Source organism: Sphingomonas kyeonggiensis (genome assembly GCF_014204495.1).
In the GTDB taxonomy this organism is placed as follows: Bacteria; Pseudomonadota; Alphaproteobacteria; order Sphingomonadales; family Sphingomonadaceae; genus Sphingomonas; species Sphingomonas kyeonggiensis_A.
This window is the reverse complement of the sequence record NZ_JACHLN010000001.1, coordinates 1,029,642-1,055,336: the sequence shown is the minus strand read 5'-3', so window position 1 is coordinate 1,055,336 and position 25,695 is coordinate 1,029,642. Positions and strand designations below refer to the sequence as shown.

At 66.5% G+C, this 25,695-nt stretch carries 27 protein-coding genes; 13 read left to right on the top strand and 14 right to left on the bottom strand.

Going from position 1 to position 25,695, the window contains the following annotated elements; all coding sequences use genetic code 11:
- Nucleotides 1–192: 192 nt before the first annotated feature.
- The 5 genes from HNP52_RS05200 to HNP52_RS05180 all read left to right on the top strand — a co-directional run bounded on the left by HNP52_RS05200 (nt 193) and on the right by HNP52_RS05180 (nt 5,711).
- A complete protein-coding gene (locus HNP52_RS05200; RefSeq protein WP_184163394.1) occupies nt 193–2,523 on the top strand; it encodes a DNA translocase FtsK in 2,331 nt (776 codons plus the stop codon).
- Nucleotides 2,524–2,610: 87 nt separating this feature from the next.
- Nucleotides 2,611–3,228, top strand: a complete 618-nt coding sequence (locus HNP52_RS05195; RefSeq protein WP_184163390.1) for an outer membrane lipoprotein carrier protein LolA — start codon at nt 2,611–2,613, stop codon at nt 3,226–3,228.
- A 223-nt stretch (nt 3,229–3,451) separates the two neighbouring features.
- Nucleotides 3,452–4,234, top strand: coding sequence for an exodeoxyribonuclease III (locus HNP52_RS05190; RefSeq protein ID WP_184163387.1), 783 nt, complete (start codon nt 3,452–3,454; stop codon nt 4,232–4,234).
- Nucleotides 4,231–5,274 carry a GTP cyclohydrolase II gene (gene ribA, locus HNP52_RS05185; protein WP_184163384.1) on the top strand — a complete coding sequence of 348 codons (1,044 nt, stop codon included), beginning with the start codon at nt 4,231–4,233 and terminating at the stop codon, nt 5,272–5,274. The genes HNP52_RS05190 and ribA overlap by 4 nt, the downstream gene beginning before the upstream one ends.
- Before the next feature lie 59 nt (nt 5,275–5,333).
- Nucleotides 5,334–5,711, top strand: coding sequence for a hypothetical protein (locus tag HNP52_RS05180; protein ID WP_311768405.1), 378 nt, complete (start codon nt 5,334–5,336; stop codon nt 5,709–5,711).
- Nucleotides 5,712–5,795: 84 nt separating this feature from the next.
- Here HNP52_RS05180 and HNP52_RS05175 read toward each other — a convergent pair whose 3' ends face one another.
- Together HNP52_RS05175 and HNP52_RS05170 are read right to left on the bottom strand one after the other, a co-directional pair.
- Nucleotides 5,796–6,458: an HAD family phosphatase gene (locus HNP52_RS05175; RefSeq protein ID WP_184163381.1), complete on the bottom strand. Its 663-nt coding sequence runs from the start codon at nt 6,456–6,458 to the stop codon at nt 5,796–5,798.
- Nucleotides 6,455–7,123, bottom strand: coding sequence for a YggS family pyridoxal phosphate-dependent enzyme (locus tag HNP52_RS05170; RefSeq protein WP_184163378.1), 669 nt, complete (start codon nt 7,121–7,123; stop codon nt 6,455–6,457). The genes HNP52_RS05175 and HNP52_RS05170 overlap by 4 nt, the downstream gene beginning before the upstream one ends.
- Before the next feature lie 58 nt (nt 7,124–7,181).
- Between HNP52_RS05170 and HNP52_RS05165 the strand changes: the two genes are divergently transcribed.
- The gene (locus HNP52_RS05165) at nt 7,182–7,673 is read left to right on the top strand and encodes a thiamine phosphate synthase (protein WP_260395916.1); all 492 of its coding nucleotides are present in this window, start codon (nt 7,182–7,184) and stop codon (nt 7,671–7,673) included.
- 42 nt (nt 7,674–7,715) lie between these two features.
- On the opposite strand, the gene HNP52_RS05160 is transcribed toward HNP52_RS05165, so the two are convergent.
- A complete protein-coding gene (locus tag HNP52_RS05160) occupies nt 7,716–8,453 on the bottom strand; it encodes a hypothetical protein (protein ID WP_184163372.1) in 738 nt (245 codons plus the stop codon).
- 221 nt (nt 8,454–8,674) lie between these two features.
- Here HNP52_RS05160 and HNP52_RS05155 point away from each other — a divergent pair, with 221 nt between their 5' ends.
- The 4 genes from HNP52_RS05155 (at nt 8,675) to holA (ending at nt 13,229) form a co-directional block, all read left to right on the top strand.
- On the top strand, nt 8,675–9,112 hold the full coding sequence (locus tag HNP52_RS05155; protein WP_184163369.1) for a DUF3576 domain-containing protein: 438 nt from the start codon (nt 8,675–8,677) through the stop codon (nt 9,110–9,112).
- A gap of 78 nt (nt 9,113–9,190) precedes the next feature.
- Nucleotides 9,191–11,704 (top strand): leucine--tRNA ligase, encoded by a 2,514-nt coding sequence (leuS, locus tag HNP52_RS05150; RefSeq protein WP_184163366.1) that lies wholly within the window; start codon nt 9,191–9,193, stop codon nt 11,702–11,704.
- Nucleotides 11,701–12,216, top strand: a complete 516-nt coding sequence (gene lptE / locus HNP52_RS05145) for an LPS assembly lipoprotein LptE (RefSeq protein ID WP_184163363.1) — start codon at nt 11,701–11,703, stop codon at nt 12,214–12,216. The genes leuS and lptE overlap by 4 nt, the downstream gene beginning before the upstream one ends.
- Nucleotides 12,213–13,229, top strand: a complete 1,017-nt coding sequence (holA, locus tag HNP52_RS05140) for a DNA polymerase III subunit delta (RefSeq protein ID WP_184163360.1) — start codon at nt 12,213–12,215, stop codon at nt 13,227–13,229. Before lptE ends, holA begins: the two co-directional genes overlap by 4 nt.
- A gap of 277 nt (nt 13,230–13,506) precedes the next feature.
- Here holA and HNP52_RS05135 read toward each other — a convergent pair whose 3' ends face one another.
- Genes HNP52_RS05135 through HNP52_RS05110 form a run of 6 tightly spaced genes read right to left on the bottom strand, consistent with a single transcriptional unit; the run spans nt 13,507 to nt 19,201 of the window.
- Nucleotides 13,507–14,388: a ParB/RepB/Spo0J family partition protein gene (locus HNP52_RS05135; RefSeq protein WP_184163358.1), complete on the bottom strand. Its 882-nt coding sequence runs from the start codon at nt 14,386–14,388 to the stop codon at nt 13,507–13,509.
- Nucleotides 14,385–15,167 carry a ParA family protein gene (locus HNP52_RS05130; protein ID WP_184163354.1) on the bottom strand — a complete coding sequence of 261 codons (783 nt, stop codon included), beginning with the start codon at nt 15,165–15,167 and terminating at the stop codon, nt 14,385–14,387. The genes HNP52_RS05135 and HNP52_RS05130 overlap by 4 nt, the downstream gene beginning before the upstream one ends.
- A complete protein-coding gene (rsmG, locus tag HNP52_RS05125; protein WP_184163351.1) occupies nt 15,164–15,787 on the bottom strand; it encodes a 16S rRNA (guanine(527)-N(7))-methyltransferase RsmG in 624 nt (207 codons plus the stop codon). The genes HNP52_RS05130 and rsmG overlap by 4 nt, the downstream gene beginning before the upstream one ends.
- Complete coding sequence (gene mnmG, locus HNP52_RS05120; protein WP_184163348.1) at nt 15,784–17,616, bottom strand: tRNA uridine-5-carboxymethylaminomethyl(34) synthesis enzyme MnmG; 1,833 nt, start codon at nt 17,614–17,616, stop codon at nt 15,784–15,786. Before mnmG ends, rsmG begins: the two co-directional genes overlap by 4 nt.
- Before the next feature lie 56 nt (nt 17,617–17,672).
- The gene (gene mnmE, locus HNP52_RS05115) at nt 17,673–18,962 is read right to left on the bottom strand and encodes a tRNA uridine-5-carboxymethylaminomethyl(34) synthesis GTPase MnmE (RefSeq protein ID WP_184163345.1); all 1,290 of its coding nucleotides are present in this window, start codon (nt 18,960–18,962) and stop codon (nt 17,673–17,675) included.
- The gene (locus HNP52_RS05110) at nt 18,962–19,201 is read right to left on the bottom strand and encodes a DUF6489 family protein (RefSeq protein WP_184163342.1); all 240 of its coding nucleotides are present in this window, start codon (nt 19,199–19,201) and stop codon (nt 18,962–18,964) included. Before HNP52_RS05110 ends, mnmE begins: the two co-directional genes overlap by 1 nt.
- 47 nt (nt 19,202–19,248) lie before the next feature.
- Between HNP52_RS05110 and HNP52_RS05105 the strand changes: the two genes are divergently transcribed.
- The 3 genes from HNP52_RS05105 (at nt 19,249) to HNP52_RS05095 (ending at nt 20,975) form a co-directional block, all read left to right on the top strand.
- Nucleotides 19,249–19,728 (top strand): methylated-DNA--[protein]-cysteine S-methyltransferase, encoded by a 480-nt coding sequence (locus HNP52_RS05105; RefSeq protein WP_184163339.1) that lies wholly within the window; start codon nt 19,249–19,251, stop codon nt 19,726–19,728.
- On the top strand, nt 19,725–20,426 hold the full coding sequence (locus HNP52_RS05100) for a dienelactone hydrolase family protein (protein ID WP_409372598.1): 702 nt from the start codon (nt 19,725–19,727) through the stop codon (nt 20,424–20,426). The genes HNP52_RS05105 and HNP52_RS05100 overlap by 4 nt, the downstream gene beginning before the upstream one ends.
- A gap of 219 nt (nt 20,427–20,645) precedes the next feature.
- Nucleotides 20,646–20,975, top strand: a complete 330-nt coding sequence (locus tag HNP52_RS05095; protein ID WP_184163336.1) for an SMR family transporter — start codon at nt 20,646–20,648, stop codon at nt 20,973–20,975.
- A gap of 21 nt (nt 20,976–20,996) precedes the next feature.
- On the opposite strand, the gene HNP52_RS05090 is transcribed toward HNP52_RS05095, so the two are convergent.
- The 5 genes from HNP52_RS05090 to hemE form a co-directional block, all read right to left on the bottom strand.
- Entirely contained in the window at nt 20,997–21,593 is a 597-nt protein-coding gene (locus HNP52_RS05090) for an SMI1/KNR4 family protein (protein WP_184163333.1), read from the bottom strand.
- 13 nt (nt 21,594–21,606) lie between these two features.
- The gene (locus tag HNP52_RS05085) at nt 21,607–22,308 is read right to left on the bottom strand and encodes a TerC family protein (RefSeq protein ID WP_184163331.1); all 702 of its coding nucleotides are present in this window, start codon (nt 22,306–22,308) and stop codon (nt 21,607–21,609) included.
- 122 nt (nt 22,309–22,430) lie between these two features.
- Entirely contained in the window at nt 22,431–23,687 is a 1,257-nt protein-coding gene (rho, locus tag HNP52_RS05080; RefSeq protein ID WP_184163328.1) for a transcription termination factor Rho, read from the bottom strand.
- 227 nt (nt 23,688–23,914) lie between these two features.
- Nucleotides 23,915–24,367 (bottom strand): CopD family protein, encoded by a 453-nt coding sequence (locus tag HNP52_RS05075; protein WP_184163325.1) that lies wholly within the window; start codon nt 24,365–24,367, stop codon nt 23,915–23,917.
- 2 nt (nt 24,368–24,369) lie between these two features.
- Nucleotides 24,370–25,392 (bottom strand): uroporphyrinogen decarboxylase, encoded by a 1,023-nt coding sequence (hemE, locus tag HNP52_RS05070; RefSeq protein ID WP_184165060.1) that lies wholly within the window; start codon nt 25,390–25,392, stop codon nt 24,370–24,372.
- Between the last annotated feature and the right edge of the window lie 303 nt (nt 25,393–25,695).

Sequence of the window (25,695 nt, the reverse complement as noted above, 5' to 3'; positions counted from 1 at the left end):
TCCGCCGGCGAGAAGAGAAAAGGTCGGGCATCGAGCCCGCCCTTTTCTAACCCACCCCTAACCCCTCCCTTGCAGGGAGGGGAATTGGCGCGCCGCCTCTTACAATGCGGCGGAACGTGGCGGGAACGCTTGACGGCGGAGTCCGCTCGCGCGATTAACCGGCTCGCACCCCTGAAAATCTGGAGGCTGGGCATGGCGTCCCGGGCACAAGCGCCGCTTTGGCGCGAAACCATGAAGGCCGGCGCGCGCCGCAGCGGCGCGGTTATCGGCGGAGCCGCCCTGTTCCTGGGCGTGCTGGCGCTCGGCGTGGCGCTGGGCAGCTATCACCCGACCGATCCGTCGATGAACACTGCCGCGGCAGGGCCCGCGCGCAATTGGATGGGCGATCCCGGCGCGTGGATCGCCGATCTGCTCTATGCGCTGCTCGGCCCCGCGGTGTGGCTGTTCCTCCCGGTGGGGCTGATCGTCGCGATGCGGCTGCTCAAGGACCGACCCGTCGGCAATTGGGGGCCGATGACACGCGGCGTCGCGATCGGCGTGGTGTTCATCGCCACCGCCCTCGCCTTTTTCTCCAGCGATGCGCTGTTGTCGCTTACCGGCGGCTGGGGCGGCGTGGTCGGCCTGAGCATCGCCAGCTTCTTCAACTGGCTGATCGGCTTCACCGGCGATCCGGCGATCAGCTGGTGGTCGGCGCGCGGGCTCGGGCTGGTCTGCGGGCTGATCGGCCTGTTCATCTGGTGGCGTAGCCTCGACTTCTCGCTGCCCGAGCGGGTGATCCTGCCGAGCATCCCGAACCTGAAGGGCCCGGCCAAGGCGCCCTTGCTCGGCGCGCCGCAGAAGGAAGTGTTCGACGAGCGCGAATTCGCCGAGCCGAAGATCCGCGACGGCCGCGAACCGCGCAAGACCGTGGTGCCCGACAATCGCCCGGGCCCGGTGATCGCCGACCGCAACGTCACGCCCTCGCCGGCGCGGACCAAGCCGCCGACCCAGACCAGCCTCGACTTCAAGGACAGCTACCAGCTGCCCTCGATCGACCTGCTCAAGGCACCGCCAGTCAACAAGAATGCGGGAATCGACAAGGCGGCGCTGGAGCGCAACGCCCGGCTGCTCGAGAGCGTGCTCGACGATTTCAACGTGAAGGGCCAGATCGTCGAGGTGCGGCCGGGTCCGGTCGTCACCATGTACGAGTTCGAGCCGGCCGCGGGCATCAAGGCGAGCCGCGTGATCCAGCTCGCCGACGACGTGGCACGCAACATGTCCGCCACCTCGGCGCGCATCGCGACGATCCCCGGGCGCAGCGTGATCGGCATCGAGCTGCCCAATGCGGTGCGCGAATCGGTCAACCTGCACGAGCTGATCGGCAGCCAGAGCTTCGAGGACCAGGGCGCGACGCTGCCGCTGGTGCTGGGCAAGAACATCGCCGGCGACGCGGTGATCGCCGACCTGGCGCCGATGCCCCACCTGCTCGTTGCGGGTACCACCGGCTCGGGCAAGTCGGTGGGCTTGAACTGCATGATCCTGTCGCTGCTCTACCGGCTGACGCCCGAGCAGTGCCGGATGATCATGATCGATCCGAAGATGCTCGAGCTGAGCATGTACAAGGACATTCCCCACCTGCTCGCCGATGTGGTGACCGAGCCGGCCAAGGCCGTGCGCGCGCTCAAATGGGCGGTGGAGCAGATGGAGGATCGCTACCGGATGATGGCGCACGCCAATGTCCGCAGCCTCGCTTCGTTCAACGACAAGGTGCGCCAGGCCAAGGCGAAGGGCCAGAAGCTCGGGCGCAAGGTGCAGGTGGGCTATGACCCCGACACCGGCAAGCCGATGTACGAGGAGGAAGCGCTCGATCTGCAGCCGCTGCCGCAGATCGTGGTGATCGTCGACGAGCTCGCCGACCTGATGATGACCGCGGGCAAGGAAGTGGAGTTCCTGATCCAGCGGCTCGCGCAGAAGGCGCGCGCGGCGGGCATCCACCTGATCATGGCGACGCAGCGCCCCTCGGTCGACGTCATCACCGGCGTGATCAAGGCGAACCTGCCGACCCGCCTCTCCTTCTACGTCGCCAGCAAGATCGATTCGCGCACCATCCTGGGCGAGCAGGGCGCGGAGCAGCTGCTGGGCAAGGGCGACATGCTCTACATGCCGGGCGGCAAGCAGCTGGTGCGCGTGCACGGGCCCTTCGTCAGCGACGACGAGGTGCAGGGCGTGGCCGATTTCTGGCGCTCGCAGGGGACGCCGGACTATATCTCGGCGGTCACCGAGGAGCCCGAGGATGGCGGGTTCAGCCTGGACGGCGCGCCCGAGGGTGACGATTCGCCCGAGGACCAGCTCTATCGCCGCGCGATCCAGTTGGTGGCGGAGAGCCAGAAGGCATCGACCTCGTGGCTGCAGCGCCAGCTGCGCGTGGGCTACAACTCCGCCGCGCGGCTGATCGAGCGGATGGAGAAGGACGAGCTGGTCTCGCGCCCCGACCATGTCGGCCGCCGCGAAGTGCTGATGGATACCGACGGCCGGCAATTGTAACGGGATCGAATCGCAGGGCCTGGGGGTTCAGGGGACATTCAAGCCCCGCCTTCCAGGGCATTTCCCCGCAATTTGGAGAAACGACACGTGTTTGCACGGCCCCTAGTCCTCAGCCTCGCCCTTTCGGCGCCGGCGCTGGTCTCGGCCGCGGCGCCCGCCCCGGCCAATGAACTCGCCCAGGTGCAGCAGCATCTCCAGGCGGTGAACTCGATGGTCGCCGGCTTCGCGCAGACCGATCGCAACGGCCGCACGCTGACCGGCACGATGACGCTCAAGCGCCCGGGCAAGATCCGTTTCCAGTATCAGAAGGGCGTGCCCCAGCTGATCGTCGCGGACGGGCGCAGCCTCTATTTCATCGACTACCAGGTCCGCCAGGTCGAGCGCTGGCCGATCGGCAACTCGCCGCTTGCCGTGCTGCTCAACCCGAAGAAGGACATCGCCAGCTTCGCCAAGGTGATCCCGACCGGCAGCGACCAGGTCGTCTCGGTCGAGGTCTATGATGCAAAGCATCCCGAATATGGCCGGATCACCTTGATCTTCCAGAAGAACGCCTCGGCCCCGGCCGGGCTGATGCTCCAGGGCTGGGTGGCGCTGGATTCGCAGAACAACCGGACCTCGATCCGGCTGTCGAACCAGCAGTTCAACACCAATGTGAGCGACGGAACGTTCCGCTGGAACGACCCGCGGCGCCAGGGCCCGCGCTGAAGCTGAACATCGTTCATGCTGGCGACAGGTTGCCTGCCCTAGAACCAGTCTTGCGGATGTGGGGCGTACCCGGGATTTTCCCCCTGTTACCCGGGATTTCCACTTCCCGCCTGCGTGACGAACGCTAGGTCGGCCCTCGTTCCATTGCCCCCGGGACGAGGGCCTTTCCTTGTCTGGCGCTCCCCACTGGTGCGGAGCCGAAACACTCCCTAAATCCGGCGCGATGAAGATCGCCTCCTGGAACATCAACTCCGTCCGCTTCCGCATCGAGATCGTCGAGCAGTTCCTGCGCGAGGAAGCGCCCGACGTGCTCTGCCTGCAGGAAACCAAGGTCATCGACGGCGACTTCCCCGAAGGCGCCTTCCGCGCGCTCGGCTATGACCACATCATCAAGCACGGCCAGCGCATGCACCACGGCGTGGCGATCATCGCCAGGGTGCCGGTGGTCGAGGACGACCGGTTCGACTGGCAGGCCAATGGCGAGGCGCGCCATGTCGGCGTGCGGCTGCCGGGCGGCGTGCGGCTCGAGAATGTCTATGTGCCCGCCGGCGGCGACATCCCGAACCGCGAGCTGAACCCCAAGTTCGGCCAGAAGCTCGACTTCCTCGAGCGGATGATCGCCTGGTCCAAGGACCTGAGCGTTCCCTCTATCCTGACCGGCGACTTCAACGTCGCGCCGCTGGAAAGCGACGTGTGGAGCCACAAGCAGCTCCTCGACGTGGTCAGCCACACCCCGATCGAAGTCGAGACGCTGGGCCGGCTGCAGGCGGCGAACGACTGGGTCGATCTCGGCCGCCACTTCGTGCCTGCCCCGGCGCGCTATTACAGCTGGTGGAGCTACCGCGCGAAGGACTGGGCCGCATCGGACCGCGGGCGCCGGCTCGACCATATGTGGGCGAGCCCCGACGTCGCCGCGAAGGCGACCAGCCACAAGGTGTGCGAGCCCTGCCGCTCCTGGCTCAAGCCTTCGGACCATGTGCCGATCATCACGGAGTTCGACTTTTGAGCGCGCATGACGCCGCCCGCGCGGTCGACGCGCTGCGCCGGGGTTGGCCGATCGCGATCGGCGACCTCGCGCTGCTTGCGGTGGAGACCGCCGACGCGCCGCGACTGGCGGCGTTCGACGCGGGCGGCGAGGCCGATCTGCTGCTCTCCGCCGGGCGCGCGGCAACGCTCAAGCTCGCCAACCAGCGCGATGCCGCGACACCCGATGCGCCGGTGCTGGTCCAGCGCGCACCCTGGCTCGACTTCGACACCGCGACCGCGCTCGCCGATCCGCAATTCGATCTCGCCACGCCGCTCAAGGGGCCGTTCCGGGCGATCCCACTGGCCGAGCCCGAGCTTTCGGCCGCCGCGTTGCGCCTCGCCCGGGTGGCGGGGCTGCTGCCGGCCTTCTTCGTCCGCAAGGCTGCCGGCGAGGAGACGATCACCGCCGCCGATATCGACGCGCATGAGGATGCCGATCGCCTGCGCATCGTCGCCCGCGCGCGCCTCCCTGTGCTCGACGCCGAGGACAGCGAGATCGTCGCGTTCCGCACCGACGAGATGCCCGGCGAGCATGTCGCGCTGCTGATCGGCGAACCCAACGGCAATCCGCCGCTTGTTCGCCTGCACAGCGAATGCCTGACCGGCGACGTGCTGGGCTCGCTCAAATGCGATTGCGGGCCGCAGCTTCAGGCGGCGATCCGGGCGATCCGGGAAAGCGGCTGGGGCATATTGCTCTATCTCCGCCAGGAAGGACGCGGGATCGGGCTGATCAACAAGCTGCGCGCCTATGCGCTGCAGGACCAGGGCTTCGACACGGTCGACGCCAACACCCGGCTGGGCTTCGCGGTGGACGCGCGCAACTTCGCCACGGCGGCGAAGATGCTGTCGCTGCTCGGCCAGCACCGTATCCGGCTGCTCACCAACAATCCCGACAAGGTAGCGGCACTCGAAGCCGCAGGCGTGACGGTGACCGAGCGCGTCCCCCATTTCCTGCCGCCCAACCCGCACAACGAACGCTATCTCGCCACCAAGCGCGACCGGACGGGGCACCAGCTCTGAGGTATTTCCTCGACACCGAGTTCAACGGGTTCGGCGGGCCGCTGATCTCGCTGGCGCTGGTGCCGGAGGATGGCGGTGCGCCCTTCTATGCGGCGCTCCCCTGCCCCGATCCGACGCCCTGGGTGGCGGAGCATATCCTGCCGGCGCTCGATGTGGCGCCGATCAGCCGCGCGGCGATGGGGCATGGCTTTGCCACCTATCTGGGCAATGATCCCGATCCGGTGCTGGTCGCCGACTGGCCCGAGGACATCGCCCATGCCGCCCAACTGCTGATCGTCGCGCCGGGGCACCGCTATCCGATCGACCGCATCCGCTTCGAGCTGTGCGACGCCTTCGGCTTCGACAGCGCGGCGCTGAGCCGACGGCCGCACAATGCACTGAGTGACGCCATGGCGTTGCGGGAGTATCTGCTCGCGAGGGAAGCTCGAGGCTTCTAGGCCCCTCCCGTTGTCCCGCGGAGGCGGCGATGTCCTTCGTGACTCTGGATCCCCGCCCTCGCGGGGATGACGAAGAAGGAAGAGTCAGGCGACCAGCCGCGCCACTTCGTCGAAATCATGGGCGATCAGCTTCACGCCCAGCGCGCGGAGGCGCTCGGCATGGTCGGGAGCGCAGTGCGAGCCGGCGCACAGGCCGATGACGTCGGCACCCGAGGCGACGGCGCCGGTAACCCCCACCGGCGAATCCTCGAGGATCACGCAGCGCTCGATCGGCACGCCGATCGCCGCGGCGGCATGGAGATAGAGGTCCGGCGCCGGCTTGCCGCGCGTCACATGCTCGCGGCCGCTATAGATATGGTCGCCGAAGCAATCGCGGATGCCGAGATGGCGCAGATGCCGGTCGATCCATTCGGTCCGGCTGGACGAGGCGATCGCGCGGGGCAGCGACCTGGGCAGTTCCTCGACGAAGCGGATAGCCCCGGCCACGGCAGGAAGCCCCTCTTCGAGCACGCGCGCATCTTCCTCTGCCCGCACGGCGTGGAAGTCGTCGGGGATTGCCCGGCCGATCCAGTTCTCGATCGCACCCAGGAAATCGGCACCGGCCAGGCCCATGAAGTTCGCCATCGAATCCTCGGGCGAGGTCGGGTGGCCGATGCTGGTGAGATAGGCGGCGATCTGGCGGTTGCCGGCCGCTTCGCTCTCCAGCAGCACGCCGTCGAAGTCGAACAATATGGCGTCGTACTTCATGCGCGGGCGCCGAACAGCGCGGTACCGACGCGGACATGGGTTGCGCCGATCGTCACGGCGGTTTCGAAATCGCCCGACATGCCCATCGACAGGCCCTCGAGCCCGTGATCGCGGGCGATCTTGGCAAGCAGCGCGAAATAGGGCGCCGGCTCCAGCTCAAGCGGCGGCACGCACATCAGCCCCTGGACCGGCAGGTCCGCCGCCTGCGCTTCCTTGAGCAGCGCCGGCAGCTCGAGCACCGGGCAGCCGCCCTTCTGCTCCTCGTCGCCGATATTGACCTGAAGGAAGCAGGCGGGGCGCTTGCCGGCCTTGTCCATCGCCTTGGCGAGCGCCCCCACCAGCGAGGGGCGGTCGACCGAATGGATCGCATCGAACAGCGCAACCGCATCCTCGGCCTTGTTCGACTGGAGCTGGCCGACCAGGTGGAGGGCGATATCGGGAGTCGTCTCGCGCAACTTCGGCCATTTGGCCTCGGCTTCCTGGACGCGGTTCTCGCCGAACACGCGCTGGCCGGCAGCGATCAGCGGCGCGATCGCCTCGGCTTCCTGCGTCTTGGAGATGGCGATCAGCGTGATGCTGTCGGGCTTGCGGCCGGCGATCTTGGCGGAACGCGCGATCCGGGCGCGCACATCGGCAAGGCGCTGGCTGGCTTCGTCTATCGGCATGAAGCGCGCTATAGGCAGGGCAATGCGCCGCCGCCACCCCCTCCCGCGCCTTTGGCTGATGACCGACGAGCGCATGGGCGATGCGCTGTGGGAGGCACTGGAGCGGCTGCCGCGGGAATCGGGCGTGGTGTTCCGGCACTACAGTCTGCCGGTAGCCGAACGCCGGGCGCTGTTTGCCCGGGTGCGGAAGGTCGCGCAACGGCGGGGCCTGGTGCTGGTCCGAGCCGGAATCGAACCGATGCGCGGCGAAGCCGGTAGCCATGCCGCACCGGGCCGGGGAATCCGTACCGCACCGGCGCATACCCGTCGCGAGGCGATCGCGGCATTGCGGGCGGGCGCCGAGGCACTGTTTATCTCGCCCGCCTTCCCTACCCGCTCGCATCCCGGCGCGCGCGCGCTCGGGCGAAGCCGCTTCGGGATGCTCGTGCGCGGGCTCGACGTGCCGGTGATCGCGCTGGGCGGCATGGACACGCGCAAGGCAGCGAGCCTCAGGCCGTTCGGGATATATGGATGGGCGGCAATCGACGCGTGGACAAAGGCGAAGGACTAGCTGCCTGAGATCCCGACTTTCGTCGGGATGACGACGGCGCCGTCAGAAGCGGAAGGCGGTGCCCACATAGACCGCCTGGCTCTCGCGGCGGCTCTCGTTGAGCTTGGGCAGGCGATCTTCCTCGCTGCGATAGCGCACACCAGCGGTGACATCGAGGTTGCGGGTCAGCGAATAGCTGCCGCCGACATCGATCGAGTAGCTCGGCTTGTCGCCGATCAGCACCGGGGTGTTGGTCAGCGGACGATCCGAGGTCGCGGTGACGCGGCCGCTCAGGCGCTTGCCGGTGTAGCTGACACCGATATCGGCGCGCTCGCGGCTGCCCGGCTGGTCGACCAGCTCGACGCGGGTGACGTCACCCGAAACGGCGAGACGCTTCCAGCCAACCGAGACGCCGAGATTGTACGAGATCGGAGCCAGGCTGACCGGGATGGCCGCCGCGGCGACGTCCCGCGTCACGTCGCGGTTGCGCAGCGCGCGGCTCGAGCTGGCACGGACCGCGACCGTCACGCCGCGGGCATTGCCGCGCGATTCGGCCGGGGTGAAACGGAAGCTGCCTTCGGGCAGGCCCGAACGGGCGAGCACGGCGGCGAGCTTGGGATCCGCCGCTGCAGGGGTGAAGATGCCCATGCCGCCGCGCGCCGGCAGCGCCGCGCGCTTGGCCGCCGCAACGCGCTCGGCCTTGCTGGTCTGGGCCTGAATCGATGGCGCAAGCAGGAGACCGGCAGCGCCAAGCGCTCCCAGTGCAATTCCCGTCCTGATCCGTCCGACTCGCATCGTCATGATTCCCTAGATAGGTCCGACTACCATGATTCCGAAGCGAGGTTCCACCGGTGGCACAAATTTCGTGACGGTGTTGCATCAGACCCACAGAATCTGCTTGCGGGCCCATTAACGAGAAGTGTTTCAATCGTGCGAATCGGGGCATGGCTTCCCGCCTTGCTCCCGCCACATGCGCCACTATAGATGCTCCCCGACTTTTCTCGCCTGCTAGGAATGTGACGATGAACCGCCTGTTGCGCACCGCGATCCTGGGGTCGCTTGCTCTTTCGATCACCGCGTGCGGCGGTCACAACAAGCGCCCCGAGGCGGATCTCGCGGCGTCGAAGATCACCACGATCGGCGTGAACTCCTATCTGTGGCGCGCCAGCCTCGACACGCTGAGCTTCATGCCGCTGCTGCAGACGGACTCCAACGGCGGCGTCATCGTCACCGACTGGTATGTGAACCCGAACGTGCAGACCGAGCGCATGAAGGTGACCGTGACGATCCTCGACCAGGATCTGCGCGCCGATGCGCTGCGTGTCGCCGCCCTGCGCGAAGTCAATCGCAACGGCGCCTGGGTCGCAGCACCCGTGCAGGCCGCGACGGTGCAGAAGCTCGAGGACATCATCCTCACCCGCGCCCGCGACCTTCGCCGCGCTGCGGTGACCAACGACTAATCCCCTAGTGTCGGTTCCAGCCTGCTCCTCCGCCCGGCGAAGCAGGCCGGAGCCGCGAGAAGATTGCAGGAACTGACTTTGTCTCGCTTCAACCCGTTGAAGGCGGACGCCGCGTGGCAGAAGGTGTGGGAAGAGAACCGCACTTTCGCCGCGCGTGACGATTCGCCCAAGCCCAAGAGCTTCGTCCTCGAGATGTTCCCCTATCCCTCGGGGCGCATCCATATGGGGCATGTCCGCAACTACACGATGGGCGACGTGCTCGCGCGCTTCCGGCGGATGAAGGGCATGGAAGTGCTCCACCCGATGGGCTGGGACGCGTTCGGCATGCCGGCCGAGAATGCCGCGATGGAGAAGAAGGTCCATCCCGGCAGCTGGACCCGCGCCAATATCGCGACGATGAAGGCGCAGCTGAAGCGCCTGGGCTTCGCGCTCGACTGGACCCGCGAGCTCGCCACCTGCGAGCCCGACTATTACGGCCACGAACAGGCTATCTTCCTCGATTTCTTCGAGAATGGCCTGGTCTACCGCAAGGAATCTGCAGTCAACTGGGACCCGGTCGACATGACCGTGCTCGCCAACGAGCAGGTGATCGACGGACGCGGCTGGCGCTCCGGCGCGCTGGTCGAGCGGCGCAAGCTGAGCCAGTGGTTCCTCAAGATCACCGAGTTCGCCGACGACCTGCTGACCGGCGTCCAGGGCCTTGAGCACTGGCCCGACAAGGTCAAGCTGATGCAGGAGAACTGGATCGGCAAGTCCGAGGGCCTGCAGTTCAACTGGAGCCTTTCGGACGGCGAAGCTCTCGAAGTCTACACGACCCGGCCGGACACGATCTTCGGCGCGAGCTTCATCGCGGTGGCGGCGGATCATCCGATCGCGCAGAAACTGTCCGCTTCGAACCCGGAAGTTGGCGCGTTCATCGAGCTGTGCAAGCAGGGCGGCACCACCGCGGCCGAGCTGGAGACGCAGGAGAAGCTGGGCTTCGACACCGGCCTCACCGCGACGCATCCCTTTGATAACGCTTGGCAAGTCCCGGTCTACATCGCCAATTTCGTGCTGATGGACTATGGCACCGGCGCGGTGTTCGGCGTGCCCGCGCACGACCAGCGCGACTTCGAATTCGCGAGCAAATATTCGCTTCCGATCCGGCGTGTCGTCTCCGAAGGCGACAAGACCGCGCCCGAATTCCACGATGCCGAGGCCTATACCGGCCCGGGTACGCTGGTGAACTCGCACTTCCTCGACGGGATGGACGTGGCCGACGCCAAGCGCGCCGTCATCCAGCGCGCCGAGGAAGGCGGCTGGGGCAAGGGCCAGACGGTGTGGCGCCTGCGCGACTGGGGCGTCAGCCGCCAGCGCTATTGGGGCACGCCGATCCCGATCATCCATTGCGAGAGCTGCGGCGCCCAGCCGGTGCCGCGCGACCAGCTGCCGGTGGTGCTGCCCGAGGACGTCAGCTTCGACGTGCCCGGCAACCCGCTCGACCGGCACCCGAGCTGGAAGCATGTCGATTGCCCGAAGTGCGGATCGCCCGCGCGTCGCGAGACCGACACGCTCGACACCTTCGTCGATTCCTCGTGGTATTTCATCCGCTTCGCCAGCCAGCCCACGGACAAGCCGTTCGACAAGGCCGTGGCCGAGCAGTGGCTGCCGGTGGGCCAGTATATCGGCGGCGTCGAGCATGCGATCCTGCACCTGCTCTATGCACGCTTCTTCACCCGCGCGCTGCGCCATATCGGCAAGCTCGACGTGGCCGAGCCGTTCCAGGGCCTGTTCACCCAGGGCATGGTGACGCACGAGACCTACAAGAGCCTCGACGGCCGCTGGCTCTCCCCCCAGGAGATCCGCAAGGACAGCGCCGGCGCGGTGGAACTCGCCTCGGGCGAGCCGATCGAGATCGGCCGCATCGAGAAGATGTCCAAGTCGAAGAAGAACACCGTCGATCCCGAGCCGATCGTCGACCAGTATGGCGCCGACGCGGTGCGCTGGTTCATGCTCTCCGACAGCCCGCCCGAGCGCGACCTGGAGTGGAGCGAGAACGGCATCGAGGGCGCTTGGCGCTTCGTGAACCGCCTCTGGAGGCTGTTCCATAGCGTTGCGGACGGCGAAGCTGGCACCGGCGAGGATCGCGATCTCGACAAACGCCTGCACCGCACGATCGCCGGCGTGGCCGAGGATATCGAGGCGCTGACCTTCAACAAGTCGGTCGCCAAGCTCTACGAACTGGTCGGCGCGATCGAGAAGACGCAACCTTCCGCGTCCAGAACCAACGCGATCCGTACGCTCGCCCGCGTCGTCGCGCCGATGGTGCCGCATATCGCCGAGCAGGCCTGGGCCGATATGGGCCAAAGCGGGCTGATCGCCGACGCCGAATGGCCCGCCGTGGACAGCGCGCTGCTCGTCGACGACGAGGTCACCATCGCCGTCCAGGTGAATGGCAAGCTGCGCGATACGCTGCTAATGCCCAAGGGCGCGGCCAAGGATATCGTCGAGGCCGCGGCACTTGCCAGCGACAAGATCGTTCGATCGCTCGAAGGCAAGCAACCGAAGAAGGTGATCGTGGTGCCCGATCGTCTGGTGAACATCGTCGCATGAAGCATGTAGCGCTCCTCGTCGCCGGCGCCTTGGCGCTTTCCGGCTCGCTCTCGGGCTGTGGCCTGCGTCCGCTCTATGGCGGCGGGCCGGACGGCGCGGTGCGCTCCACGCTTTCCGCGGTCGAAGTCGCGCCGATCCAGGGCCAGTCGGGCTGGCTGGTCGCCAATGCGCTCAAGGACCGGCTCGATCATAACGACGCCCCGGCCCGCTTCCGGCTGGAAGTGAAGCTGGACGACCAGATCTCCGGCCTGGGCGTGAAGCGCGACGATTCAGTGGCGCGCGAGCGCCGCACGCTGCGCGCCCGCTACCAGCTGATCGACCTGAGCAACGGCAATGTCGTGCTCGACGCCACTGCCGGCTCCGATGCCGGTATCGACGTGGTTGGCAGCGAATATGCCACGATCGCGGCCGAGAAGAGCGCGCTCGAGCGGCTTTCGGGCATCGTCGCCGACCAGATCGTCGCGCGCGTCGCCCGCTATGCGCAGACCGCGCCCGGGGCGGGCGGCCAGTGAAGGCCAACGCGACGCAGATCCGCGCCGCGATCGAGAAGCTCAACCCCGATACGCGGCTCTATCTGTTCCACGGCCCCGATGAAGCGGGCGCCGCCGACCTGGCGGCCAAGCTCGGCAAGACGTTGGGACCCGAGGCGGAACGCATCGACCTCGACATGAAGGCGCTGCGCGAGCAGCCGGGCCGGCTGGCCGACGAAGCGGCATCGCTCTCGCTGTTCGGCGGCACCCGTTATGTCCGCGTGCTCGGCGTCGAGGAAGGTGCTGCCGAAGCGATCGGCCTGCTGCTGAGCGCCGAGAAGGCCGGCAACCCCGTCGTGGCGATCGGCCCGGGACTGAAGGCGAGCGGCAAGCTGGTGAAATCGGTAATCGCCGCGCAGAACGCCTATGCCCATGCCTGCTATGTGCCCGAGGGCGTGGATGCGACCCGCCTCGCCTCCAATGTCGCGCGCGAGCATGGCCTGCGGCTGATGGGTGACGTGCCCCAGCGCCTGGCAGCCGCTACGGGCGGCGACAGGGCCATCCTGGCGCGCGAGATCGAGAAGCTGGCCCTTTTCCTCGATGCGGCTCCAGATCGCCCCAGGGACGCCGACAGCGCCGCTTTGGACGCGATCGGCGCGGACCTGGGGGATTCGGACCTGAGCGATGCGATCACCGCCGTGGTCGATGGCCGGGTTGGCGATGTTGGATTCGAGCTGGCTCGGCTGGGCGAAGGCATCGGCGTGCCGCTGATGCGCCAGCTCGCCCGGCGGCTACAGGCGATGGCCGAGATGCGGATCGACCTGGATCGCGGCGGCGATATGGACGAAGTGCTTGAAAAGCATCGCGTTTTCTTCCGAGAGAAAGCCGCTACCGGCCGTGCCCTGCGTCGCTGGAACGGCGCGCAGTTGATTCGCGCGATCGACCGGGTGCGCGCAGCCGAACGGGCGATGATGCATTCGGGCAGCGCCGGCGAGGTTCTGGCCGAAGCCGAGGCGGTGACGATCGCGCGCCAGGCGGCGCGGGCGAAGGGATAAAGCGTACCTAGAGGCCTGATGCTGCAGCGTTAGCCCGCAGCTCTACGAGTAAGGCTCGGCAAGCTGCGTCCTCCGTGGGAAAGGCCCGCAGCCCGGTCTCAAGGCCGCGTTCGGCGTAGAAAGTCTCCCAGACTGCTCCATTCCGGCGGACTACGAAGCACTCTGACGGTATCGCAGAGTTCCTGCAGAGCATATCCGTGCGAAGCCCTTCGAGCTTCATTTGCTCGACAAGTTGCTCCTTGGTCATGAGAGCCTGCCCTTCTGAAGAATGAGCGACCTAAATCCGCTCGCCGCTCAGCCGCTGGCAAACCATGTCGAGCTGATCGAGCGTCGAATAGGAGAGCGTCAGCGTGCCGCCCTTGGCGCCGTGCGCGATGCGGACGTTGAGGCCCAGCACATCGCCCAGCTGGTGCTCGAGCGCCGAGATATCGGCGTCGCGAATCTTCGGCTCGGGCTTGCGCTTGCTGTTCGGCTTGGCGTGGCGGGCGAGCTTCTCGGTCTCGCGCACCGAAAGCCCCTTGCTCGCGACTTCGCGGGCGAGCTTTTCCGCCTCGGGCGCGCCGATCAGCGCACGGGCATGGCCCATGTCGAGCTCGCCGACCACGACCATGTTGCGTACGCCCTCGGGCAGGTCGAGCAGGCGGAGCAAATTGGCGATATGGCTGCGCGACTTGTGGACGAGCTTGCCGAGCGCTTCCTGGCTATGGCCGAACTCGCGGATCAGCCGGGCATAGGCCTCCGCCTCTTCGATCGCATTGAGGTCCTGGCGCTGGATATTCTCGACCAGCGCGATTTCCATCGTCTCGGCTTCGTTGAAGTCGCGGACGATGACCGGGACTTCGTGGAGCCGCGCGCGCTGCGCCGCGCGCCAGCGGCGCTCGCCGGCGACGATCTGGTAGTTATGGCCGGTCGGGCGGACAACGATCGGCTGGATCAGCCCGCGCAGCTTGAGCGACTGGGCCAGCTCCTCCAGCGCTTCCTCGTCGAAATGGCGGCGCGGCTGGTCCGGGTGCGGCACCAGCGAGCTGACCGGGAGCATGCGCAGGCCCGAGGCGATATCGGGCGTGCCGGAGACCGGTGCTTCGGGAACGGCGTCGCCCAGCAGCGACGAGAGGCCGCGGCCGAGACCGGGGCGAGGCTTGCGGGTGGCGTCGTTCATGCGGCTTTCTTGAGCTTGGGCAGGCGATCGATCACTTCACGTGCGAGCGCGATATAGGCTTCGGAGCCCGGGCAGCGATGATCGTAGATCAGCGCCGGCAGGCCATGGCTCGGTGCTTCGGAGAGACGCACGTTGCGCGGGATGACGGTGTCGAACACCACGCGGCCGAGCACCGCGCGGACATCGTCGGAAACCTGGTCGGTCAGGCGATTGCGGCGATCATACATGGTGAGCACCACGCCGAGGATCGACAGGCCGGGATTGAAGCGGCTGCGGATGCGCTCGACCGTGCTGAGCAGCTGGCTGAGCCCTTCGAGCGCGAAGAACTCGCACTGGAGCGGCACGAGCAGCGCGTGCGCGGCGACCATCGCGTTGATCGTCAGCAGGCCGAGCGACGGCGGGCAATCGATCAGGATCACGTCCCAGCGCTGGGCATGGTGGCGCGCGATCGCGCTGTCGAGCCGGTGGGTGCGCGCGTCGAATTCAATCAGTTCGATCTCGGCGCCCGACAGGTCCTGCGTCGCCGGCACGATATCAAGCCCGGGGACCTTGGTCGGCGTCGCGACATCGACCAGGTCGACATCGGTGACGAGCAGGTCATAGGAGGAATGCTCGCGCTCGGCCCGGCTGATGCCGAGGCCGGTCGAGGCATTGCCCTGCGGATCGAGATCGATCAGCAGGACGCGCTGGCCGGTCGCCGCAAGCGCGGTGCCGACATTGATCGCCGTGGTGGTCTTACCCACCCCGCCCTTCTGATTGGCGATAGCGATGCAGATCATTTGGGGCGTACCTTTCGCGCGACCACGATCCCCGATTCCGGCGACGTGATGCTGGGTTCCACGTGAAACGCACCCTGCCATTTCGCGCGCGCCGCTTCCACCTCCGATTGCACGCTTCGGCCCTTTGGGAGCAACCATATTGTGGGAGAGTCGGTGCAATGCGCCGTGGTCTTGAACAAATCGGGCAATGCGGCGACGGCGCGAGCCGAAACGATCGCCGCTTTCTGCTTGGGCTGGTAGCTCTCGATCTTGCCGTGAACCACGGTAGCGCGATCGGCGATGCCGAGCTGGTCGGCAGCGGCGCGGAGAAACTCGACCCGGCGGATGCGCGGCTCGACCATCACCACCGGACGATCGATCAGGATCGCGACCACCAGCCCGGGCATGCCGGCACCCGTGCCAACATCGACCCATGCGCCCTCCCCGGCTTCCCCCGCCAGCGGGATCAACTGGGCGGAATCGACGAAGTGGCGGGTCCAGAGCTCGTCGAACGATGCGGCCGAGATCAGGTTCTGCCGCGCCGACTCCTCGCGCAGAATCTCGCCGAAGCGCTGTAGCTGCGTTTCACGTGAAACATTGAAATGTGCACGGATCCACTCGCGTGCTTCGTCTTCGGTCATGCGGCGCGCCGTTTCGCGTGAAGGAGGATGGCAGAGAGTGCCGCCGGGGTGATGCCGCGGATGCGCGCCGCTGCGCCGATCGTCTCGGGACGCGACGCGGTGAGCTTCTCGATCATTTCGTTGGAGAGCCCGGCGATTGCGGCGAAGTCCATCGTCGCGGGAAGCTTCACTGCGTCATTGGCGCGGAGCTGGGCGACTTCGGCTTCCTGCCGCTCGAGATAGGGCGCGTAGCGGGCATCCTCGACATATTCGGCGAGCAGATCGGGATCGGCATCCGGATGGACATCGAGATGGTGCAGCTCGATGCCGGGGAAGCGCAGCCATTCGCGCGCGGGGCGCTTGGCACCATCTTGGGCGACCGAGGCGCCCCGGGCTGCCAGCGCGCTGGCGGTACGTTCGGCGGCAAAGACCTGGTCGAGCGCTGCCCTGCCCCCTGCCCGCGCCTCCAGCCAGGCGAGACGCTGGGGCCCAAGGCAGCCCAGCCCCGCCGCGATCGGACCGAGCCGGGTGCCGGCATTGTCGGCGCGCAGGCGAAGGCGGAACTCGGCGCGGGCGGTGAGCATGCGATAGGGCTCGGTAACGCCCTGCAACACCAGGTCGTCGACCATCACGCCGAGATAGGAAGTCGCACGATCAAGGACCAGCGGCGCGAGATCGCGGGCATAGGCGGCAGCGTTGAGGCCCGCGACAAGGCCCTGCCCCGCTGCCTCCTCATAGCCGGTGGTGCCGTTGATCTGCCCGGCGCACCAGACGCCCGGAATCGCGGGAAGCCCCAGCGTGGCATCGAGCGCGCGCGGATCGATATGGTCATACTCGACCGCATAGCCGGGCGTGACGATTGCGGTACGCTCGAGCCCGGGGATCGAATTGACCATCGCCACCTGGATATCGACCGGCAGCGAAGTCGACATGCCGTTCGGGTAGATCAGGTGGGTGTCGAGCCCCTCGGGCTCGAGGAAGATCTGGTGGCCGTCACGATCACCGAAGCGGTGGATCTTGTCCTCGATCGAAGGGCAATAGCGCGGGCCCTGTGCATCGATCGCACCGGTGAACAGCGGTGAGCGATCGAGGCCCGCACGGATCGCATCATGGGTGACGTGGGTGGTGCGAGTGACGCCGCAATGGAGCTGGGGCAGCACGCGCGCCGGGGTGAGCGGCGACATCGTCCAGGGATCACCGTCGGAGGACTGCTCCTCGATCCGCGCCCAGTCGATCGTACGGCCGTCGAGACGCGGCGGGGTGCCGGTCTTGAGACGCGCCATCGGCAGGTCCAGTTCGCGGAGCTGCCCGGCCAGGCGGATGGCGGAGCCCTCGCCTACCCGGCCGCCGGTCTCACGCTCCTCGCCGCGGAAAATGCGGCCGCCGAGAAAGGTGCCGGTGGCAAGGACCACGGCACTGCATTCGAGCAGGCTGCCATCGGCCAGGCGGACGCCGGCGACGGCACCACTCGCCAGTTCCAGCGCTTCGGCCTCGCCCGCGACGAGATGCAGATTGGGCTGCTCGGCGAGCATCTTCTGGATCGCGGCGGCATAGCGGACGCGATCCGCCTGGACACGTGGACCCTGGACGGCGGTGCCCTTGGACCGGTTGAGCATCCGATAATGGATGCCGGCGGCATCGGTCGCGCGGCCCATCAGCCCGTCGAACGCATCGACTTCGCGGACCAGATGACCCTTGCCCAAGCCGCCGATCGCGGGGTTGCACGACATCGCCCCGAGCTTGGACAGGTCGAAGCTGAGCAGGGCGGTGCGCGCGCCGCGGCGGGCCGAGGCGGCAGCCGCTTCGGTGCCGGCGTGCCCGCCGCCAATGACGATGACGTCGAAATCCATTGCCCGCGCGCTACAGAATCGCACGCGCCGCGTCAAAAGCGTTCCACGTGGAACATCTATTTACCTATGCAGAAACGCCCGAACAGCGCATCGAGCATCGCCTCCACCCCTGCCCGGCCCGTGATCGCGTCGAAGGCGCGCATGGCGGAACGAAGATGCTCCGCGATCAGCAGCAGGTCATTTTCCCACTCAATCGCCCGCAGCGCGGCGGCCGCGCCTTGGGACAGCTCCCGTTGACGCGCATTGAGTGCCATCTGGTCCGGTGGCGGGAGCAGATCGCTCGCAAGCCCCGCCATGGCCTGCCAGAGCGCATCCATGCCCTCGCCCGTTCGCGAGGACAGCGACAGCCGCGCCTCGCCCGCTTCCCGTTCCCGCCCCGGCAGATCGGCGCGGGGATTGAGCCAAAGCAGATGGTCGTGCGCGGGCGGAATCTCGTCGCCGAGCCACAGCAGGATGTCGGCTTCGGCCTGGGCCGCCTGGGCGCGAGCGATGCCGATCGCTTCGATCTCGTCGCCGGGCAGCTCCGCCAGGCCGGCAGTGTCGATCAGCAACCAGGCGATCCCGCCACGCACCACGGGCGCTTCGATCCGATCGCGCGTGGTACCCGAGATCGGCGAGACGATCGCCGCATCACGGCCCGCCATCGCATTGAGCAAGGACGACTTGCCGGCATTGGGCGGCCCGGCGAGCACCACCCTTATGCCGTCGCGCAACCGCTCGACCGGCGGGCGATCGGCAATCGCTTCGATATCCGCCGCCAGGGAAGTCGCGCCCGATCGGATCGCCGGGAGCAGGGCTGCGTCGGCGACATCATCCTCATCGCTATGATCGAGCTCGGCCTCGACCCGGGCGGCAAGCCCGAGCAACCGATCCGTCCAACCCTCGACGGCGCGACGCACCGCGCCTTCCGCCGACCGGATCGCCGATCGGCGCTGGGCCTCGGTCTCCGCCATCAGCAGATCGCCCAGCCCTTCCGCCTCGCTCAGGTCGATCCGGCCATGGATCAACGCGCGCCGGGTGAACTCGCCTGGCTCGGCCGACCGGAGCCCCGGTCGGGCAGCCAGCGCCGCTTCAACCGCGCGGACCACGGCGCGGCCACCATGAAGATGGAATTCGGCCAGGTCCTCACCCGTCGCAGTGTTCGGCCCTGGAAAGCACAGCACGATCGCACGATCGAGCAGCGCGCCATCCGCAGGATCCTGCAGCGCTCGCACCGCAGCGCGGCGCGGCTTCGGCAGATCGCCGGCAAACGCCCGCACCACTTCGAACGCATGCGGACCGCTCACCCGCAGCACCGCGATCGCGGCGGGCGGAGCGCCGCTGGAAACCGCGTAGATCGTATCCATTACTTGTCGGTCTTGCTCCCGGTGCCGGCATCGAACATCGCGCGCCAGAAGCCCATCCCCGCCTCGCCCATCGGCGACCAGCTCTGCAGCATCTGCTGGAAGGCCTCGGGGCTGCCATGCTTGTTGATCGCATCGACCATCATCGAGACATAGCGCTCATGCACCGGCCCCAGATCGGGCAGGCCCATCGCCCGGCGCGCTTCCTCGGGCGTGCAATCCACCTCGACGTTGATCTTCATGGCTATCTCCGTTGCGCGCGCCGCGATGCGGCTGCTAGTTCGGATGCATGTATGCGCGCGACCATGGTGTGATCGCAACGCCCATCGGCCCGGTGCGGGTGGATGGCGGCGAAGACATGCTGGTTTCGGTGACGATCGGTGGCGCGGAATCACCCTGCCCTGCCGGCGCAACTGCGGTCCGCAGCGCGCTCGAGCAACTCGAATCCTGGTTCGCCGGTGCGCGGCATGACTTTGACCTGCCGCTCGAACCCCTGCCGACTTCACGTGGAACAGAGTTGCGCGCCGCGATGATCGGCATCGGTTACGGCGAGACGCTGAGCTATGGCGAACTCGCGCACCGGACCGGATCGAGCGCGCGGGCGATCGGCCAGCTCTGCTCGCGCAATCCCTTTCCCATCCTTGTCCCCTGCCACCGCGTGCTCGCCGATGGCGGCCGCCTCGGCAATTATTCGGGCGGCGACGGGCCCAAGACCAAATCCTGGCTGCTCGATCATGAGCGGCGCTATTCCGGAAGGACCTTATTGTGAGCGAGATGATCAGCATCGACACGATCGACGACAGCGGCAGCTTCCAGGCCTATGTCGCCCGGCCCGAGGGCACGCCCAAGGCTGCGGTGATCGTGATCCAGGAGATCTTCGGCGTGAACCCGGGCATCCGCCAAAAGTGCGATGACTGGGCGGCGAAGGGCTATCTCAGCCTCGCGCCCGATCTGTTCTGGCGCCTTGAGCCGGGCATCCAGCTCGATCCCGACGTGCCCGAGCAGTTCCAGCAGGCGCTCGCGCTGATGGGCAAGTTCAACCAGGATGCCGGCATCCGCGATATCGAGGCAACGATCCGCGCGGCGCGTGCGCAGCTCGGCGAGGGCGGCAAGGTCGGCGTGGTCGGTTTCTGCCTGGGTGGACGCCTGGCATTCATGAGCGCGACCCGGACCGACAGCGACGCGAGCGTCGGCTATTATGGCGTGGGCATCGACAATCTGCTCGGCGAGAAGCACGGCATCTCGCGCCCGGTGCTGATGCATATCCCCCAGGCCGATCACTTCGTCAGCCCGGAAGCCCAGGCGGCGATGCATGCCGGCCTGGACGATCACCCCAAGGTCACGCTGTACGACTATGCCGGCGAGGATCACGGCTTTGCCGACACCTTCGGCAAGCGTCGCTCGGATGAGGCCGCCAAGCTCGCGGATGGGCGGACAGCGGAGTTCTTTGCGAAGAACCTCGGCTAAGCTGCTTTGAAGGTGGCGTGTTCCTGTGAGCGCGCCACCTCTCGCCTCCGCCGGCGACGTGACAGACGAATCGCTTCCGTCTAGATATCAACCGTCGAAAATAGAGCAGCAGGGTGGTGGCTCCTGCGCCCGCGCGCGGGTTCTTCTCAGCCTCGGCGTCCAACGAACCCGGTTCGAAGCGACGCATGGCTTGCCGCTCCGAACCCATCGGAGTCCGCCATGAACTATCTCTTCCTGGGTATCGCGATTGCCGCCGAAGTGCTCGGCACCAGCTTCATGAAACAGTCCGAAGGCTTCACCCGATTGGTGCCCAGCTTGGTCACGGTCGTTGCCTATGCGGCTGCCTTTTACTGCCTGTCGCTCACCCTGCGGACGATTCCGACCGGAATCGCCTATGCGATCTGGTCCGGCGTGGGGATCGTGCTGATCACCGTGATCGCCTGGATTTTCCAGGGGCAGAAGCTCGATATGCCGGCAATGCTTGGGCTGGGACTGATCATCGCCGGTGTGGTGGTGATGAACCTGTTTTCGAAGGCGGTGGCGCATTGAAGGTACCACTATATCGCTCCTTCAATTCACCGAATCCGGATTCCCGACATAAGCTTTCACGAAATCGGTGAAGCTGTCCGCGACCCAGCGATCTCCAGCCCCGATAATCGCGACTTTGCCATAGTCCTCGCCTGCCTCGCAGCAAATCGCCCACGCCCAGAACCATAGGCAATAATCGGCGAAGAACAGATAGCGCTCCGCCTTTGCGGCGATCAGCGGATTCTTGAGCGAATGCTCATACTCCTCCGGGATGCTCCGGACTCGAGAGAGCGACCACCAGATCATATCGGTGCCATCCCACTGATCATCCTTCGGCGCTGTGGTCAGCAGATAGGCCCGGAAGTCGTCAGGCAGTACGATTCCGTGACGCCGTTCCAGATCCCTTACCACCTTCTCCGCATCCGGATATGGCACCGGATAGTCTCCGCCATAGGCCCAGAAAGCAGCAAGCGTCGCATGCGGTAATGCCGATGGATCGGCCTCGAATGTCCCGCGTTTCTTCGGCAGCGGTTGCGCGGTTTGAACCGACCGGCTGCCACAAAGCAGCACAATGGCCCGGTACGCGACCGCAACCCCAACGCAGATTACCAGCGATGTCCAAGGCCAATGCGAGAACATCGCTATTAGACCCTCAAAAGAAGCTGGTGATCCCCGGCGTCTCGTGCGTGCCCACCCAGCCTTCATAGATCATGCGGAACGCTACGAAGACGATCACGATCAGGCCGATATAGGCGATCCAGGGATAGCGGTTGATCAGCTTGGCGATCAGGTTCGCCGCGATGCCCATCAGTGCCACCGAGAGCAGCAGGCCGACGACGAGGATGCCGGGATGCTCGCGGGCCGCGCCGGCGACCGCCAGGACGTTGTCGAGGCTCATCGAGACGTCGGCAACGGCAACGGCCCAAGCAGCCCCGGCGAAGCTCCTGGCCGGCTTCAGGCCCGATTCCACCTCATCGGCGTGCGGACCGCCCTCGCGGATCTCGCGCCAGAACTTCCAGCTCACCCAGAGCAGCAGCAGGCCACCGGCGAAGATCAGGCCGACGATTCCCATCAACCAGCTGACGATCAGCGCGAAAGCGATGCGCAGGACCAGCGCGGCACCGATGCCGATCAGGATGACCTTCTTACGCTGTTCCGCGGGCAGCCCCGCGGCAAGCGCACCGACGACGATCGCATTGTCGCCCGCCAGCACCAGGTCGATCATCAGCACCGAGCCGAAGGCAGCAAGCGCGGACGGATCGCCCAGGTTCGAGAAATCGGCGAGGATATGCTGCCAGATATCGGCAGGAGAGCCGATTCCGGCTGCGGCGGCGCTGAGGAGCATGTCGAGCATCGGCCAAGCCCTAACGTGCTTGCAGCGGCATGCAAGCGTCGGGCGCGTCCAGCATCAAAACGAAAAAGGCCGGGCGCTGGGCCCGGCCTCTTCGTCCTGTTCCACGTGGAGCGTGGGACAGCTTACTGGTTCATCGAGTCGAAGAAATCCTCGTTGGTCTTCGAGTCCTTCATCTTGTCGAGCAGGAACTCCATCGCGTCGACGGTGCCCATCTGCATGAGGATGCGGCGCAGCACCCACATCTTGGTGAGCTTGGCCTTGTCGACCAGCAGCTCTTCCTTGCGGGTGCCCGACTTGCCGACGTCGAGCGCCGGGAAGATGCGCTTGTCCGCCACCTTGCGATCGAGGACGATTTCCGAGTTACCGGTGCCCTTGAACTCTTCGAAGATGACTTCGTCCATGCGGCTGCCGGTATCGATCAGCGCGGTGGCGATGATCGAGAGCGACCCGCCCTCCTCGATGTTGCGCGCCGCGCCGAAGAAGCGCTTCGGGCGCTGCAGGGCGTTGGCGTCGACACCGCCGGTCAGCACCTTGCCCGAGCTCGGCACCACGGTGTTGTAGGCGCGGCCGAGACGGGTGATCGAGTCGAGCAGGATGACCACATCCTTCTTGTGCTCGACCAGGCGCTTGGCCTTTTCGATAACCATTTCAGAGACTTGCACGTGGCGCTGGGCCGGCTCGTCGAAAGTCGAGGAGATCACCTCGCCCTTCACCGAGCGCTGCATGTCGGTCACTTCTTCCGGGCGCTCGTCGATGAGCAGCACGATCAGGAAGACTTCGGGATGGTTGTCGGTGATCGCCTTGGCGATGTTCTGCAGCATCACCGTCTTGCCGACGCGCGGCGGCGCAACGATCAGCGTGCGCTGGCCCTTGCCCTGCGGCGAGACGATGTCGATGACGCGGGCCGACTTGTCCTTCTGGGTCGGGTCGAGCTGGTCGAGCGTCAGCTTGCTCTCAGGGTAGAGCGGCGTGAGGTTGTCGAAATTGACCCGGTGGCGAACCGCGTCGGGATCGTCGAAATTGACCGAGACCAGGCGGACCAGGGCGAAATAGCGCTCGCCATCCTTGGGCGCGCGGATCTCGCCTTCCACCGTGTCGCCGGTGCGCAGGCCGAACTTGCGGACCTGGTTGGGCGAGACATAGATGTCGTCGGGGCCGGCGAGATAGTTCGCCTCGGGGCTGCGCAGGAAGCCGAAGCCGTCCGGCAGCACCTCGATCGTGCCCAGGCCCAGGATCTGCTCGCCATTCTCGGCCTCTGCCTTGAGGATGCCGAACAGCAGGTCCTGCTTGCGCAGCGTCGAAGCGCTCTCCACGCCGAGCTCCTCGGCCATCGAGACCAGTTCGGCGGGGGCTTTCTTCTTGAGGTCCTTGAGATGCATTGGGAGTCCGGGTGCTTGGATGCTGGGGGGAGCGTCGGTCGGCGGGTAGAGTCGCGCGCGAATAACGATGCTTGGAGGAGGGATGGCCCGGTGACCCGGTCCACAGCGCCGAATTAGGAGTGGCCTACCCCCAAGTCAACCGGTCTCCGCGGTCTGGTATGCGCTTTTGCGGCAAGCGGTAAGTTGCGGCGACCAACCGAAATGGCGCAACTTAATTGCGCCAACGCTCAGAAGGGCTTCACCACCGCGAGGATCACGATGAGGATCACCGCCAGCGCCGGCACTTCGCCGACCAGACGCAGCGTCCGCGGGGCGATCGCGCCCTGCCCCTTTGCGAGCTTCTTCGAATAGCCGACCGCCCAGCCGTGATAGCCGGAAAGCAGGAACACGATCAGCAGCTTGGCATGGAGCCAGCCGAGCCCTGCCCCGCCTTCGAACAGGCCGAGATTGGCGGCAAGCACCAGGCCAAGCAGCCAGACGATCCCGATCGAGGGGGTGAGGATCATTCGGCGGAGCAGCGCCTCGCGCTTTTCCCAGGCGGCTGCCTCGGGCGTGCCCAGGGCTTCCTGGTGATGGACGAGATAGCGCGGCAGCAGGAACAGGCCGGCCATCCAGAAGATCACGAAGATGATGTGGAACGCCTTGACCCAAAGATACGCCCCGCCGAGGAATCCCGCCATCTCTACCCCCTGATCCGTGCCAGCAGCCGCTCGACATGCGCGATCGGCGTGTCCTGCTGGATGCCGTGCCCGAGATTGAACACATGCGGACGGGTTGGGAAGGCCGAAAGGATGCGGTCGACCGCGCGATCGAGCGTCTCGCCGCCGGCGATCAGCGCGAGCGGATCGAGATTGCCCTGCACCGGCAGCCCTTCCGGCAGCACGGCGTTGGCCCAGGCCGGATCGACCGTCTCGTCGAGACCGATCGCATCGACGCCGGTCTCGCGCGCATAGGCGGGCAGCTTGCCGCCGGCGCCCTTGGGGAATCCGATCACCGGTGCCTTGCCCTTCACCGCCGCGGCGATGCGGGTGGTCGGCGCGATTACCCAGCGCTCGAACTGCTCGGGCGAGAGGCTGCCGGCCCAGCTGTCGAACAGTTGCACCGCTTCCACGCCGGCATCGATCTGCGCCGCCAGATAGTCGATCGTGCAATCGGCAATGCGGTCGATCAGCGCCTGCATGAGCCCGGGATCGCCATAGGCGAGTCTGCGCGCTTCGGCCTGCTCGCGGCTGCCCTGGCCGGCGATCATGTAGGTGGCGACGGTCCAGGGACTGCCAGCAAAGCCCAGGAAAGTGGTTCGCGGGTCGAGTGCGGCCCTGACCTGCCGAACCGTCTCATAGACCGGCTGCAGGGCTTCAGGACGCGATTCAAGGCCATCCAGGATCTGACGGGCGGTCACGGTCGGCGCGAGGCGGGGACCTTCGCCGGTTTCGAACCAGAGTTTCTGCCCCAGCGCCATCGGCACCATCAGGATGTCGGAGAACAGAATCGCGCCGTCCATGCCGAAGCGGCGGATCGGCTGGAGGGTGATCTCGGCCGCGGCTTCAGGGTCGAGCGCGAGTTCGAGGAATCCGCCCTTCTCGGCCCGGAGCGCGCGATATTCGGGCAGATAGCGCCCGGCCTGACGCATCAGCCAGACGGGCGGAGTCTCCTGTCGAACACCCTGGAGCGTCTCGAGCAGCGGCTTGGAATGGGAGTCGGTCAGAGCCTCGTTCCTAAAACAATAAAGAATGAATCTAGAGATTGTTGGAGTCTGTTGGCGCGTGAAAGCCGGGGCTTATGGAATCGTCCGCGCCTTGCCAACAGTTTGACTCTCGCTGCCCCGCAGGAATCCTCGGATTCGGAATCGCCGTCCCCGTTTTCAACAGGCTGTGGATTGGAATCACAAGCTGGGGACGCGGCTGTGGACGAATCACCAGTGGGAGTCATCAAACTGACCCGATTGGTTCATGCGCCGGGTTGCGCTAGTGGCTGTCAGCCATGTTATCCACAGATTCACACCCAGCGG